The following is a 14268-nucleotide window of genomic DNA, read 5'->3' as shown; positions in this document are numbered from 1 at the left end:
CTTCCGTGTGAGGGAGTCAGCTCTTGACCGCGCCGGCGATGCCTTCGACGAACGTGCGCTGCAGGAACAGGAAGACGATGACGATCGGGATGGTGCTGATGCACGCGCCCGCCGCCAGCCCGGTCCAGTCGGTGCCCTCCTGGCCGAAGAAGCTGAACATGCCGACGCCGAGCGTGCGCAGCTCCGGCGCGCCGAGCGTGAACACGAGCGGCACGAAGAACGCGTTCCAGGCGAAGACGAAGTTCATCAGCGCGACCGTGCCGATCACCGGCCGGGCCAGCGGCAGCAGCACCCGGGCGAAGGTCCGGACGTACCCGGCGCCGTCCACCCGGGCGGCGTCCTCCAGGTCCCGGGGGATGCCGGCGAAGAACCCCATGAACAGCAGGATCGGCACGACCAGGCCGGGGCCGGCCTGGGCGAGCGCGGCGCCGAGCAGGCCGTTGTTCAGACCCAGGTCGTTGATCAGCAGGAACACCGGGATGATCGTGTAGCTGTGCGGGATGAACATGGTGACGACGAGGACGCCGATGATCACCTTCTTGCCCGGCAGGTCCGGCTTGGACAGCGCGTAGCCCATCGTCGACGACGCGATCAGCACCAGCAGCACCACGGCGACCGAGAAGGTGATCGTGTTGATCGTGTAGTCGCCGAACTTGGCCGTCGTCCAGGCCCGCTCGAAGTTGCCGAACGTCCACTCGTCCGGGATCAGCGACAGGCCGCCGAGCAGCATCTCGCCCTGCGACTTGAACGCCGCCGAGATCATCCAGATGAACGGGTAGACCCACAGCAGGCAGAACGGGATCAGGAACAGGTGCCACAGCTTGCGCCGGTGCCGCCACCAGCGGTTGCGCCGGTCGGGACCGGCCGGGGTGACCGGCGCCGGGGTCTCGCGGAGGAGTTCTGTGGTGCTCATGTCGCTCCCGCCTTGTACCGGCCGCGCAGCAGTGGCGCCTGCAGCAGCGTGATCAGCAGGGTCATCAGGCCGAAGACGGCGCCGGCCGCGCAGGCGAAGCCGTACCGCGGCGCCTGCAGGAACGGGTCGAACGCGAACCGGTAGATGTAGGTCGGCACCACGTCGGTCGCGTAGTTCGGCCCGCCCTGCGTGGTGGCCTGTACCAGGTCGAACGTGTTCAGGCTGCGCTGGAACACCAGCAGCAGGATGACGATCGCCAGCGGCACCAGCATGGGCAGCACGACGAAGCGCAGCGACTGCCGCGAGTTGGCGCCGTCGATCAGGGCCGCCTCGTGGATGTCCTTCGGAATCGTCTGCAACGCCGCCAGCCAGTAGATCAGCGTGATGCCGAAGCCCTTCCAGACGTCGATGCCGATCAGCGTCGGCAGCGCCGTCGTCGTGTCGCCGAGGAAGTTCACCGCCGAGCCGACCAGCCCGAGGTCGGTCAGCGCCGTGTTCACCACGCCGCGGATCGGGTCCAGCAGGATCGCGAACACGATGCCGATGACCGCCGTCGTCGTGACCACCGGCAGGAACAGCGCCAGCCGGTACACGTTGCGGCCACGCAGCCAGGCGTTGTTCAGCAGGATCGCCAGCACCAGCGCCAGCGGCAGCTCGATCACCAGCGCGGCGAAGGAGAACAGGAACGAGTGCCAGAAGGCGTCCCAGAACGCACCGGAGCCGAGCACCTCGCGGAAGTTGTCGAACCCGATCCAGTTCGAGGGCGCGCCGACACCGTCCCAGTCGAAGAACGCGTACCACCAGCTGGCGATGAGCGGCCACAGCGAGAAGCCGCCGAACAGCAGGATCCCGGGGATCAGGAACGCGTAGCTCCAGGCGTGCCGGCGCCAGCGTGCGGCCCGGGGCCGCCCGGCGGCGCGTGGCCGCCGGGCGGGTGCGAGCAACGAAGCCATGGACTACTGCTCCGGGGTGTAGTTCTCGAGCGGATCCCAGTCGGGGAACGTGATGTCCTCGATCGTCGCGGTGCCGCTGAGCTCGGCCAGCGTCTCGTCGAGGAACGCCTGGATCTGCTGGTCCAGGGCCTGGGCGATCGGCAGGAACGGCTTGTTGTTGATGATCGCGTCGACCGCGGCGTCGGTGTGCTTGAGCTCCGGACGCTGAGCGCGGGCCCGCAGGAGCTCGCCGCCGCCCTCACTGAGCAGCATCGGGTTCGGCACCACCCGCATGGTCTCCTCGGCCGCCGAGAGGATCGCCGCCTGGTCCTCGTTCTCCCGCGCCTGGTCCTCCCACGCGCTCTCGATCGCGGTGAAGGAGCCGAACTGCTCGTAGTAGGCGCGGTTGAAGTCCTCGGAGGCGAGGAAGTCCATGACCGCCCACGCCTCCTCCGGGTGCTCGGTCTCCGACGACATCGACCAGATCGGCTGGAAGGACTGCTTCGTCGGAGTGAACGCGACGCGTCCGTCGTCGGGCACCGGCAGCGGCGCGATGCCCATCTCGATCTCCGGGTTGAGCTTGCGGATCTCGGCGATGTGCCAGGGCGCGGTCGGGTACATGGCCATGGTCCCGGCGGCGAACTCGGTGAACGCCCGGGCGCCGTCCCAGCTCTCCCAGCCCGGCACCATGACGCCGTCGGCCTGCATGCGGCGGTGCAGCTCGACCGCCTCGACCATGCCCGGCGACGCCGTGGCCGGCTGCCCCGTGCTGAAGTCGATGCCGTCCTGGACCACTGAGTACGGCGTCGCGGTCTGGGCGAGGATCTCGACGGCGCCGGCCTTGCCGGACGTCGGCGCGTAGCCGAACACCGAGCCGCCGCCGTTCGCGGTGATGGTGCGGGCCATCTCCTCCAGCTCGCCCCACGTCTCCGGCGGGGCGTCGTAGCCGTTCTCGCTCAGCACCGTCTCGTTGTACACGAGGACGCGGACGTCCCACTTCCCGGAGACCAGGGGCAGCGTGTACAGCTCACCGTCGCGGTGCAGGCCGGACGTCGACGGGTTCATCGTGCCCTCGGGGAACCGGTCGATGAACTCGTCGGTGACGAACTCCTCCAGCGAGTGCACCCAGCCGCGCTCGTACATCCGGTCGAAGCCGTCGGCCTGCGCGCGGAACACGTCCGGCGGGTCGCCCTGCTGGAACATCAGCTCGACGGCGTTGAGCTGCTGGTCCGAGGGGTTCTCGAGGACCTCGACGGTGATGCCCGGGTTGTCCTCCTCGAACTGGTCGAACTGGGCCCGGTAGAACTCGCTGGCGCCGGGCGGGTCGGGCACCAGCGCGACGGTGATGGTGACGTTCTCGCCGGAGGCGTCGTCGTTGCCGCTGTCGTCCTCGCCGCTGCCGACGAGGTTGCAGCCGGTGGCCGTCAGGGCGACGGCCGTTGCGGCGGCCGCCCAGCGCAGCGTGCGTCGGGTTCGAGACATGATTCTCGCGGACTCCTTTGTCGGTGAACGTGGGGGGTCAGGGCCGGGTCGCCGGGGCGTGCCGAGGGCCGAGGTAGCCGAGGCCGACGCTGATGGAGTCGGCCACCTCGATGACGGTGCTGGCCAGCTCGGGGTCGCCGTCGGCGAGTCCCAGCGCGGAGAGCGGGCCGGAGATCGACAGCGCGGCCACGATGTCGCGGGACTGGCCGAGGATCGGCGCCGCGACGCACGAGCGTCCCAGGGCCAGCTCCTCCACCTCGGTGGCGTAGCCGCGCTGCGCGACCAGGTCGAGCACGGAGTCGAGCTCGTCGTGGTCGCAGATCGTGCGCGGTGTGTAGCGGTGCAGGTCGGGAACGAGCTCCCGGCGTTGTGCCGGGGTGAGCGCGAGCAGCAGGCACTTGCCGATGCCGGTGGCGTGCAGCGGGTTGCGCTGGCCCATCAGCGTGAACGACTTCGGCGCCAGCCGGCCCTCGAAGTTGCACAGGTAGAACAGCGACGAGCCGTGCCGGACGGCGACGTTGACGCCGAGGCCCAGCGTCCCGGCCAGGATCTGTGCGGCCGGCCGGGCCTCGCGGTGCACCGGGTGCTGGTTGATCGCGACGCCGGCCAGCGTCAGCAGCGCGGGGCCGAGCCGGTAGAGGCCGCTGACCGGGTCCCGCTCGACGTACTCCAGCGACTCCAGCGTGGTGAGCAGCCGCGACGCCGTCGACTGGCCCAGCCCGGCATGCTTCGCGACGTCGGAGACCCGCAGCGCGCGCCCGTCGAGGAAGGCCGCGAGAACGCTCGCCGCCTTCTCGACGCTCTGGTTCGTGCTCGGCTCCGTTGCCACCGTCACTCCTGATATTGAAGGTTGCGTGCACTATGTGGGAGAGTTACGCATATGTTGCATGACGTCAACCCCTCCCCGGATACCTGATGGTGATTCGTGATGTGGAGACCTTCATCCTGAAGGTCGCCGCTGACGACGCCTATCTGGGGGTGCTGCGCGACGGCAGCACGATCGGCCCCGGCTACACCGTGCGCGAGCCGTGGCGCAGCCTGTACTCCGGGCGGTTCGAGACGCTGCTGGTCAAGGTGACCGCCGACGACGGCGCCGCCGGCTGGGGCGAGGCGCTGGCGCCGGTGGCTCCCGAGGTGCCCGGCTCCATCGTCGACCTGCTGCTCGCGCCGGCGCTGCGCGGCATGGACGCGACCCGGCCGCGGCCGGCGTGGTCCCGGCTGCGCGACCTCATGCGCGAGCGTGGCCACCTCGCCGGGCACCAGGCCGACGCGCTGGCCGCCGTCGACATCGCGCTGTGGGACCTCGCCGGCAAGCTGGCCGGACGCCCCGTCGCCGACCTGCTCGGCGGCGCGTTCCGCAGCGAGGTGCCGGCCTACGTGTCCGGGCTGCCCCGGCCGTCCGACGCGGCCCGCGCCGAACTGGCCCGCGACCTCGCCGGCCGCGGCGCGACCGCCGTCAAGCTGCACCTCGGGTACGGCGTCGACGCCGACCTCGCCACCGTCGACGCGGTCCGCAGTGCCGCGCCGGCGCTGCGGGTGGCCGTCGACGCGCACTGGGCCTACTCGCTCACCGAGGCGTTGCGGCTGGCCGACGGGCTGGCGCGGCGGTCCGGCTGGTTCCTGGAGGCACCGCTCGCGCCGGAGGATCTCGGTGGTCACGCCGAGCTGGCCGGCCGGTCACCGGTGCCGATCGCGGCCGGTGAGGCGCTGCGGCATCGCTACGAGTTCCGGCAGTGGCTCGAGGCCGGCGCACTGGCCATCGCCCAGCCCGACGTCGGGCGCACCGGCATCACCGAGGCGATGGTGATCGCCGAGCTGGCCGCGGCCCGGCACGTGCCCGTCGCGCCGCATCACTCCACCGGCCTGGCGGTCGCGCTGGCCGCCGGGCTGCACGTCGCCGCCGCCGTCGAACTGCTGGAGGTGTTCGAGTACCAGCCGCTGTCCACCGACGTCGGGCAGCGGATCCTGCGCACGCCGCTGGCCGCCGGCCCGGCCCGCATCGCGCTGCCCGCCGGCCCCGGTCTCGGGGTCGACGTCGACGAGGACGCCGTCCGCACGATCGCCGAGGAGAGTCGAACCGTATGACCCACACCGTCCACGGCCTGGTCCCGATCCTGGCCACCCCCTTCCGCACAGACGGCGCGCTGGACCGGCCGGGACTGCGGCGGCTGGCCGAGTTCCAGCTCGGCTCCGGCGTCGACGGCGTCGCCGTGTTCGGGATGGCCAGCGAGGGGTTCGCGCTGACGTCGGACGAGCGGCAGCAGATCCTCGCCGACGTGCGCGCGGTCGTCGCCGGCGCCGTGCCGGTCGTCGCCGGCGTGAACGGGACGTCGTCGGTGACGGCGCTGGAGCAGGCCCGCGAGGCGGCGACCGGCGGCGCCGACGCGCTCATGGTGCTGCCGCCGTTCATGGTGAAGCCGGGACCGGACCAGCTGGTCGAGTTCTACGGCCTGATCGGCGAGTTCGCTGTCGACGCCGGCACCGAGGTGATGGTGCAGGACGCGCCCGGCGTCACCGGAGTCGCGATGTCGCCGGCGCTGATCGTCGAGCTGAGCAAGCTCGACGGCGTCACGTCGGTCAAGGTCGAGGCGGCGCCGACGGTGCCCAAGGTCGGCGCCGTCGCGGACGCCGTCGCCGACGAGGGCGACCGGTTCGCCGTGCTGGGCGGGGCGAACGCGCAGTTCGTGCTGGACGAGTACGCCCGCGGGTCGATCGGCACGATGCCTGCCTGCGAGTTCCCCGACCTGCTCGCGCCGGTCCTGGCGGCGTGGCAGGGCGGCGACCGGGTGGGTGCGCGGGCGGCGTTCACCCGGCTGTTGCCGCTGATCGTGCACGGGCTGCAGCAGGGCATCGCGTGGGCGGTGCACAAGGAGGTGCTGGTGCGCCGCGGCATCATCGAGCACGCGACCGTCCGGCTGCCGGCCAAACCGCTGGACGCGGGCGGCCGGGCGCTGCTGGATGACATCCTGGCCGCGTTGGACCTGTGACGCTCGGGAGGACCATGGCGGACATCGAGGTCGGCGGGCGGTTCGGCCGGCTGTACGGGTATCTCGACTGGCCCGTGCGGCTGGCCGCCCTCAACCTGCTGTGGCTGCTCGGCGTGCTGGCCGGGCTGGTGCTGTTCGGGCTGGCGCCGGCCACGGCCGCGCTGTACAGCGTCCTGCGGGCGTACCTGCTGGACCGGTCGCCGCGGCTGTGGCGCGACTTCTGGGCCGCCTGGCGTTCGTCGCTGCGGTCGTCGCAGGTCGTGCTCGGCGTGCCGATCCTCACCGTGTGGGTCGTGGTCTTCTACCTGCTGCTGGCCCGGTCGACGCCGTTCGTGGCCGGGATGGCGGTGCTGGCCGCGGGGTACCTGGCGACGCTGCTGCAGCTGCCCGCCGTCGTGGCGCACGTGGACCTGCCGGTGCTGCGGTCGTGGCAGGTCACGGCCGAGGTGGCGTGGCGGCGGCCGCTGGTGACGGTCGCCGTCGCGGCCCTGGTGATGGGGTTGGCGGTGGGCGGCTGGCTCACGACGCCGGCCGCCGTCCCGCTCTTCTTTCCCGCCCTGCCCGCGCTGCTGGCGACGATCACCGTCCAGCGCGCGCTCGAACCGCCGCCGCCAGCTCGCTGAGCAGGTCTGCCGTCGTGTCCCAGCTCATGCAGGCGTCGGTGACGCTCTGGCCGTAGACCAGCGGCGTCGCGCCGATGTCCTGCCGGCCGGCGACCAGGAAGCTCTCCAGCATGACGCCGGCGATGCCGCGCTGACCGGCCGCGATCTGCGCCGCGATCTCGCGGGTGACGACGGCCTGCCGCTCGTGGTCCTTGCCGCTGTTGCCGTGGCTGGCGTCGATGACCAGCCGCTCGGGCAGCTGCGCCTTGTGCAGCAGCGCGAGTGCGTCGCCGACGTGGTCCGGGCCGTAGTTCGGGCCGGCGCTGCCGCCGCGCAGGATGACGTGGCAGTCGGGGTTGCCGGCGGTGCTGACGGCGGCCGCGCGGCCGTCGTGGTCGACGCCGAAGAACACGTGCCCGTGCGCGGCCGCCGTGCAGCCGTCGATGGCCGCCTGGACGTCGCCGCTGGTGGCGTTCTTGAAGCCGACCGGCATCGACAGGCCGGAGGCCAGCTGACGGTGCACCTGGCTCTCCGGCGTGCGCGCCCCGATGGCGCCCCACGACACCGTGTCGGCGATGTACTGCGGGCTGATCGGCTCGAGGAACTCGCAGCCGACCGGCAGCCCGGCGCCGAGCACCTCGAACAGCAGCTCGCGGGCGATCCGCAGCCCCCGCTGCACGTCGAACGTCCCGTCCAGCCCGGGGTCGTTGATCAGGCCCTTCCAGCCGACCGTCGTCCGCGGCTTCTCGAAGTACACCCGCATGACGATGGCGAGGTCGTCGCGCAGCTCGTCGGCGACCGGCTTCAGGCGCCGGGCGTAGTCGAGCGCCGCCACCGGGTCGTGCACCGAGCACGGTCCGACGACGACCAGCAGGCGGTCGTCCTCGCCGGCCATGATGCGGCGGACGTCGGCCCGGCTGTCGCGGACCAGCGCGGCGTGCTCCTCGTCCATCGGCAGCTCGGCCAGCATCCGCGCCGGCGGGATGAGCGGCTGGAACCCGGTGACGCGCAGGTCGCCGGTGGGGGACTGGGGCTCGGACATGGGTGCTACGTCTCCTCTGCAACGAGCGGGACGTCCCGTCGGATCGCCAGCGAGCCGGCCCGTCTCATGACGAAGGGCAGAGACGAGACGTCTCTGCCCAGCTGGCTCCGGGTGGTTCGTCGGTCAGCGCATCGAGCGCCCGGCTCCACCCGGAGCCTGCGCAAAATACCGATACCGACGGACCGCGATCACGGATCGAACTATAGCCGACCGCCGCCCGCCCCTTGGCGCCGCCCGCGACGGCTGCCCGCGCTACCCGCCCAACCGCGAGACCGGCGGATGCCCGCGAGGCCGGCGGATGCCTGGGAGGCCGGCGGATGCCCGCGAGATCGGCGGATGCCTGGGAGGCCGGCGGATGCCTGGGAGGCCGGCGGATGCCCGCGAGATCGGCGGATGCCCGCGAGGCCGGCGGATGCCCGCGAGGCCGGCGGATGCCCGCGAGGCCGGCGGATGCCCCCGAGGGCGGCGGATGCCCCCGGGGCCCCGGATGCCCCCGAGGCCGGCGGATACCCGCGAGGGCGGCGGATGCCCCCGGGGCCCCGGATGCCCCCGAGGCGGGCGGATGCCCGCGAGATCGGCGGATGCCCGCGAGACCGGCGAATGCCGGGACGCCAGAGCTGGTGTCCGCCGGATCCCCGGGTATCCGCCGGTTCCGCGGGTGTCCGCGGGAACCCCGGGCATGCGTCGGTTCCGCGGGTGTTCGCCGGAGCCCCGGGCATGCGTCGGTTCCGCGGGTGTTCGCCGGAACCCCGGGTGTCCGCCGGAACCGCGGGTCTCGGCCGGAACCCCGGGCATTCGCCGGTTCCGCGGGTGTCCGGCGGTCCGCCGCGTGCGCGATGGGCCGCGGGCCGTGCCGTGCCGGAGTGCCACTCCGCCCGAGCGGCGCAGGGCCGTGGCGTCGCTCAGGCGCGCAGGTTGACCAGCGTCGGGCCGGTGCGGGTGCCGTCGGAGCGGGACAGCGCGACGACGCAGTGGCCGGCCGGGATGCGGGTGACGATGTCGGACACCGTCCACCGCGGCCGCTCGACCCGACGCAGGTTGGTGCCCTTGTTGACGCCCCAGTTGCGGGTCTCGCCCTCGGTCCGGTTCCAGCCGCCGCGGTTGTCGCGGGAGCTGCCGGTGGTGCGGGCCAGCCCGGTGGCCTCGCCCTGGCTGTAGCTGATCTCGGACACCCAGTGGTCTCCGAACCACTCGGAGAACACCTTCGCGTCGACCGGGTCGATGCCGCCGAACACCGCCTTGCAGCCGACCGAGCCGAACACCGTGGCCCGGACCTGCAGCGGGAAGTCGCTGATGGTCTGCGCCAGCAGGATCAGCCCGGCGTTGTTGGAGCGCAGCTTCTGCACGCCGCGGGCCACGTAGTCGTCGACGAAGCGGCCGGCCTCGTCGATGGCCAGCGCCTTGAAGATGCCGCGGTTGGTGTCCGGGGCGGACGTGACCTGCACGAACTGCGACACCACCAGCCGGGCCAGGATGCGCGTCGCGTCGGGGAACTCCGCCTCGGGCAGCGACACCCGCACCCGCGTCGGCCGGTTGATGTCGTGCATGCGGAACGTGTTGTCGCGGTCGAACAGGTCCATCAGCCGCGGCCGGGCCAGCAGCTGGAACCGTTCGACCAGCGACGCGGCCGGGTCGGCGTTGCGGGCCAGCTGGTCGCGGCGGCTGTCGAGCAGCGCCTTGGCCTCCTTGCCCTCCGGCCCGCGTAGGTTGCCCTTCACCTGGTCGGTCATGCCCTGCTCGGAGCGCAGCAGCGCCAGCATCTCGCGGATCTTCGGCCACCGGCCGAAGGCCAGGTGGAACGGCGCCAGGCACGCGTACAGCGCGTTGCGCGAGCCGTCCATGAAGTAGGCCATGTCGTCGGTGACGTACGGCGGCAGCATCGCGCTGGCCAGCCGGTCGGCGGCGGTGTCGGGGTGCTGGGTGCCGCCGTAGAGGTCGAACCCGGTGGTCGGGTTCAGCGGGTCGATGGTGACGTCGAACCAGCCCTCGTGCGCGAAGTCGTTGCCCTTGGGGTCGACGACCACGACGCTGGCCTGCCCGGCCAGCGCCGACAGCGACAGGTGCTCGACGATCGGCAGCGCGAACCCGCGCGTCTTGCCCGACCCCGGCGGCCCGATGACCAGCAGCGATGTGCGCAGGACGTCGTGGTCGATGCCGAAGTCCTGTGCGATGACGGTGTCGGCGTGCGAGTCCTGGACGGTGCGGCCGAGGCGGACCTGGCCGGCGGCGAGGTTGTGCCGGGCCAGCCGCGGCACCGGCAGGTCGTGCAGCGCCGACGGGTGCGCCAGCGCGGCCGGGCCATAGCGCACGATCTCGTCGGCCAGCTGGGCCAGCGCCGCGTCGTCTCCGGCGCGGGCGTCCAGCGCGCCGGCGATGCGGGCGGTGTCGACGTCGGACAGCCGGCCGTCCTGGACCAGCCGGTCCATCGCCACGGCGGCGTCGGGATGGGCGTCGCGCAGCACGTCCCAGGGGGTCTCGCCGCGGCGGCGTCGTCGGATCGGCATGGGTTCTCCTACGCGTTCTTCCGCAGGTAGGCGTCGAGTCTCTTGATCCGCGCCGCCAGCGCCGGATGGGTGCTGAACAGCCGGGCCCGCAGCACGAACGTGCGCCGGTCGTCGTCCATGCCCTGGCGCAGCCAGTCCTCGAACACCTCGATCAGCGCGTGGCCGTAGCCGAGGTTGGCGGCGATGCGGTCGGCGCGGTACTCGCTGCGCCGGGCCAGCCAGGGCAGGATCAGCGGCGTCAGCACCACCAGCGCGACCGTCGGCGGCGCCCACGTCTGGCCGGACTGCACCGCCGCCCACATGAGCACCGTCACGAAGAACACCACGAACAGGATCAGCGACCAGGTGATCACCCGGGCGATGAACGACGCCAGCCCCGGCATCCGCGCCACCACGGCGAAGACCATGGAGAACAGCGCGACGACCAGCCGCAGCACCAGCCGCAGCGCCCTGGTGAGCAGCCGGGCCGGCACGGAGTACCAGTAGGCCAGCAGGTTGCTCCACGGGTGGCCGCCGAGGTGGTGGCCCAGCTCGTGCGCCAGCACCGCCGCCAGGTGGTGGTGCGGCATCGCCTCGAGCGTCTTGCGGGTGACGGTGACGATGTGCCCGGACGCCGCGTACGCGTTCAGCGCGTCGCTGTCCTCGATGAACAGCTGGTACTTGCGGCCGTCGCGGCCCGCGGACTGCATGACCTCGTGCCAGGCCTGCTGCAGCCGGTCGCGCTCGCTCGGCGTCGGACGGCGGGCCCGCAGGAAGAACCGGGCCACCCCGACCTCGACCGGCCGGTAGAAGATCAGCACGCCACTGAGCAGCCACAGCACCATGCACACGATGGGCACCACGGTGGTGTTGCCGACCAGCGCGCCGATGCCCAGGCCGACCATGCCGACCACCGTCAGGCTGAACAGGAACCACGGCAGCGCCAGCACCAGCGACGCCAGGGTGGACAGGTCGGCGCGGCGGCGGTGCCGCAGCGGCCGCGGTGTCGTCGCGGCGGACGGCCCGGACCAGCGCTGCCGCAGGCCCGTGGCCGCGGGCGGGTCGGGGTCGTTGAAGCCGCCCGGCGGCCCACTGGGCCGCATGCCGGACCGCCGGCCGTCGTCGCTCATCGCCGCCTCCGATGAACTCGTCGGATCATGCCTGTGAAAGTCACCATAACCGCTGGCTGTGACAACGTCAGTCAAGATCGTGAGCGACGGGCGGCCGGGCGCCGTAGGGTCGAGGCGTGAGCGAGATCCATGAGCTGACCGGCCTGGAGCTGGCCGCGGCGGTCCGCAACCGCGAGGTGTCGCCGTCCGAGGTGGCCGACCACGCGCTGGACCGGGCCGAGCGGCTGGACCCGTCCATCGGCGCGTTCGTCACCCCGACCCCGGAGCTGGCCCGCGAGCAGGCCGCGGAGGCGGAGGTCCTGCTCCGCGACACCCGGACCGGCGACGAGCTGCCGCCGTTCCTCGGCGTGCCATGCCCGGTCAAGGACCTCGCGATGGTGGCCGGCGTGCCGTTCCGGTCCGGCAGCGCGGCGCTCGGCGACTTCGTCGCGCCCGCCGACGACGGCGTCGTCACGCTGCTGCGCCAGGCCGGCACGCTGATGATCGGCAAGACGAACACGCCGGAGTTCGGGCTGCCGCCCTACACCGAGCCCGACATCGCGCCGCCGGCCCGCACCCCCTGGGACACGTCGCGGTCGGCCGGCGGCTCCAGTGGCGGCTCCGCGGCGGCGGTCGCGGCCGGCATCGCGCCGATCGCGCACGGCAGCGACGGCGGCGGCTCGATCCGCATCCCGGCCAGCGCCTGCGGGCTGGTCGGGCTGAAGCCGACCCGCGGCCGCGTCAGTCCCGGCCCGTACCGTCCCGAGGGCGCCGGCCTGGCCTCCAACGGCGTGCTCACCCGCGACGTCCGCGACACCGCGGCGCTGCTGGACGTGCTGTCGCACCAGTGGCCGGGCGATCTCTACGTGCTCGCCCCGCCGCGGACGACGTTCCTGGACGCCTGCGAGCGCGACCCCGGCCGCCTGCGCGTCGGCCTGCTGACCACCCCGGTCATCGTCGACGGCGCGCCCGTCGACGAGGCGTGCCTCGCCGCCGCCGTCCGGACCGCCCGGCTGCTGGAGGAGCTCGGGCACCAGGTCGAGCCGGCGCCGGTGCCGTTCACGGCCGAGCGCTGGGACTCCTTCGAGTCAGTCTGGTCGGTGCTGGCGCTGAGCGCGCCGATCCCGCCGGAGCACGAGGACCTGCTGCTGCCGCTGACCCGCTGGCTGCGCGAGAAGGGCCGCTCGATCAGCGCTCTGGAGTACGCGTCGGCGCTCGGCCTGATCCAGACGACGACCCGCGAGGCCGCCGCCACCTGGGCCGCCTACGACGTCATCCTCTCGCCGACGCTGGCGCAGCTGCCGGCGCCGGTCGGCTCCCAGCGCGACGACGCCGACCCGGCCGGCGACTTCGCCCGGCAGATGGCGTTCACGCCGTGGACCAGCGTCTGGAACCTCACCGGCTGGCCGGCGATCAGCCTGCCGCTGGAGACGGCGCCGGCCGACGGGGTGGAGCTGCCGGTCGGCGTCATGCTGGGTGGCCGGCACGGCGCCGAGGAGACGCTGCTGTCGTTGGCCGCGCAGCTGGAGGCGGCCCGGCCGTGGCGGGATCGGCGGCCGCCGGCGTGGTGAGCTTCGGCCACTTCCTCGTCCCGGACGCATCCCAGCCGCTGGTGCAGACCGCGCAGCTGGCCGAGACTCTCGGGTTCCAGTACGTCGGCATCCAGGACCACCCGTACCAGCGCCGATTCGTGGACACGATCGCGCTGTCCAGCGCCATCCTCACCGCGACGTCCACGCTGCGGGTCTTCCCCGACGTCGCCTGCCTGCCGCTGCGCCCGCCCGGCGTGCTCGCCAAGACCGCGGCATCGCTGGACGTGCTGTCCGGCGGCCGGTTCGAGCTGGGGCTGGGCGCCGGCGCGTTCTGGGACGCGATCGAGGGCTACGGCGGCGAGCGCCGGACGCCGGGGGAGGCGCTGGCCGCGCTCGGCGAGGCGATCGAGGTGATCCGGCTCCTGTGGAGCGGCGAGCGCGGACTGCGGTTCGAGGGGTCGCACTACCATCTGCGCGGCGTGCACTCCGGCCCGATTCCGAGGCGTGACCTGGGCATCTGGGTCGGCGCCTACGGACCTCGTGCGCTCGCCTTGACCGGCCGGCTGGCCGACGGCTGGGTCCCGTCGATCAACGCCGATGTGCTGCGCAGGCTGCCGGAGCTGAACGAGCGGGTCGACGGCGCCGCGCTGGCGGCCGGACGCGACCCCGCCGCGGTGAGGCGTGTGTTCAACGTCGGCGGCACGATCACCGACGGCGTCTCGGAGGGCTACCTCGCCGGCCCGGTGTCGCAGTGGATCGACGAGCTGAGCGTGCTGGCCACGGAGCACCGCGCCGACGTTCTCGTCTTCGGCGGTCCTCCGGGCCAGCTGCGCACGTTCGCCGAGCAGGTCATTCCCGCGGTCAGCGCCGCTTCCGTACGTCGCTAAGGCGTGGCTCCTATAGGCGTGTCCGGGTGATGCAGGTTGATCCGTGGGCCGTTGTGCTGCGTGGCCGTCGGTGGCGGTGCGGCGTCCACGATGTGGGAGCTTCCGGTGATTCGGGAGCCATCATCACGATGACCCGTGCACCAGCACGAATGTGGCCTGGTGGAGCGCGGGTCAGCGTAGTGGTGTACCGGATCATTGATGATCATGGGCATCCACAGTCCGGCAAACGCCGCGAACCGGGCACGCGTGGGCCGGTGATGGCCCGAACGTGGGCCGCTGGCGTTGCGGCGTGCCAGACT

General features: G+C 72.6%; 12 protein-coding genes. 5 read left to right on the top strand and 7 right to left on the bottom strand.

What is annotated here, in order from left to right; translation table 11 throughout:
- Nucleotides 1-16 precede the first annotated feature (16 nt).
- The 4 genes from C1I92_RS03815 to C1I92_RS03800 are packed head-to-tail and all read right to left on the bottom strand — an operon-like array spanning nucleotide 17 to nucleotide 4156.
- Entirely contained in the window at nucleotides 17-913 is an 897-nt protein-coding gene (locus tag C1I92_RS03815) for a carbohydrate ABC transporter permease (protein ID WP_111253343.1), read from the bottom strand.
- A complete protein-coding gene (locus C1I92_RS03810; RefSeq protein WP_111253342.1) occupies nucleotides 910-1866 on the bottom strand; it encodes a carbohydrate ABC transporter permease in 957 nt (318 codons plus the stop codon). Before C1I92_RS03810 ends, C1I92_RS03815 begins: the two co-directional genes overlap by 4 nt.
- 3 nt (nucleotides 1867-1869) lie before the next feature.
- Entirely contained in the window at nucleotides 1870-3327 is a 1458-nt protein-coding gene (locus C1I92_RS03805; RefSeq protein WP_111253341.1) for an ABC transporter substrate-binding protein, read from the bottom strand.
- Between the two features lie 37 nt (nucleotides 3328-3364).
- Nucleotides 3365-4156, bottom strand: coding sequence for an IclR family transcriptional regulator (locus C1I92_RS03800; protein ID WP_111253340.1), 792 nt, complete (start codon nucleotides 4154-4156; stop codon nucleotides 3365-3367).
- A gap of 86 nt (nucleotides 4157-4242) precedes the next feature.
- Here C1I92_RS03800 and C1I92_RS03795 point away from each other — a divergent pair, with 86 nt between their 5' ends.
- Genes C1I92_RS03795 through C1I92_RS03785 form a run of 3 tightly spaced genes read left to right on the top strand, consistent with a single transcriptional unit; the run spans nucleotide 4243 to nucleotide 6937 of the window.
- A complete protein-coding gene (locus tag C1I92_RS03795) occupies nucleotides 4243-5412 on the top strand; it encodes a mandelate racemase/muconate lactonizing enzyme family protein (RefSeq protein WP_199520927.1) in 1170 nt (389 codons plus the stop codon).
- A complete protein-coding gene (locus tag C1I92_RS03790) occupies nucleotides 5409-6314 on the top strand; it encodes a dihydrodipicolinate synthase family protein (protein WP_111253338.1) in 906 nt (301 codons plus the stop codon). The genes C1I92_RS03795 and C1I92_RS03790 overlap by 4 nt, the downstream gene beginning before the upstream one ends.
- A gap of 14 nt (nucleotides 6315-6328) precedes the next feature.
- Nucleotides 6329-6937 (top strand): DUF624 domain-containing protein, encoded by a 609-nt coding sequence (locus C1I92_RS03785; RefSeq protein ID WP_111253337.1) that lies wholly within the window; start codon nucleotides 6329-6331, stop codon nucleotides 6935-6937.
- Here C1I92_RS03785 and C1I92_RS03780 read toward each other — a convergent pair.
- From C1I92_RS03780 to C1I92_RS03770, 3 genes are all read right to left on the bottom strand, one after another.
- A complete protein-coding gene (locus C1I92_RS03780; protein WP_111253336.1) occupies nucleotides 6894-7958 on the bottom strand; it encodes a 3-deoxy-7-phosphoheptulonate synthase in 1065 nt (354 codons plus the stop codon). The genes C1I92_RS03785 and C1I92_RS03780 overlap by 44 nt on opposite strands.
- A gap of 902 nt (nucleotides 7959-8860) precedes the next feature.
- Complete coding sequence (locus C1I92_RS03775) at nucleotides 8861-10462, bottom strand: type IV secretory system conjugative DNA transfer family protein (protein WP_111253335.1); 1602 nt, start codon at nucleotides 10460-10462, stop codon at nucleotides 8861-8863.
- Nucleotides 10463-10470: 8 nt separating this feature from the next.
- Nucleotides 10471-11571: a M48 family metalloprotease gene (locus C1I92_RS03770; protein ID WP_199520926.1), complete on the bottom strand. Its 1101-nt coding sequence runs from the start codon at nucleotides 11569-11571 to the stop codon at nucleotides 10471-10473.
- A gap of 116 nt (nucleotides 11572-11687) precedes the next feature.
- Here C1I92_RS03770 and C1I92_RS03765 point away from each other — a divergent pair, with 116 nt between their 5' ends.
- Both C1I92_RS03765 and C1I92_RS03760 read left to right on the top strand, forming a co-directional pair.
- Complete coding sequence (locus tag C1I92_RS03765; RefSeq protein WP_111253334.1) at nucleotides 11688-13121, top strand: amidase; 1434 nt, start codon at nucleotides 11688-11690, stop codon at nucleotides 13119-13121.
- A complete protein-coding gene (locus C1I92_RS03760) occupies nucleotides 13091-13969 on the top strand; it encodes an LLM class flavin-dependent oxidoreductase (protein WP_111253333.1) in 879 nt (292 codons plus the stop codon). Before C1I92_RS03765 ends, C1I92_RS03760 begins: the two co-directional genes overlap by 31 nt.
- The last annotated feature ends 299 nt before the right edge of the window (nucleotides 13970-14268 follow it).

The organism is Jiangella anatolica, assembly GCF_003236295.1.
Lineage (GTDB): Bacteria > Actinomycetota > Actinomycetes > Jiangellales > Jiangellaceae > Jiangella > Jiangella anatolica.
This window is presented reverse-complemented; position numbering and strand designations above follow the sequence as displayed.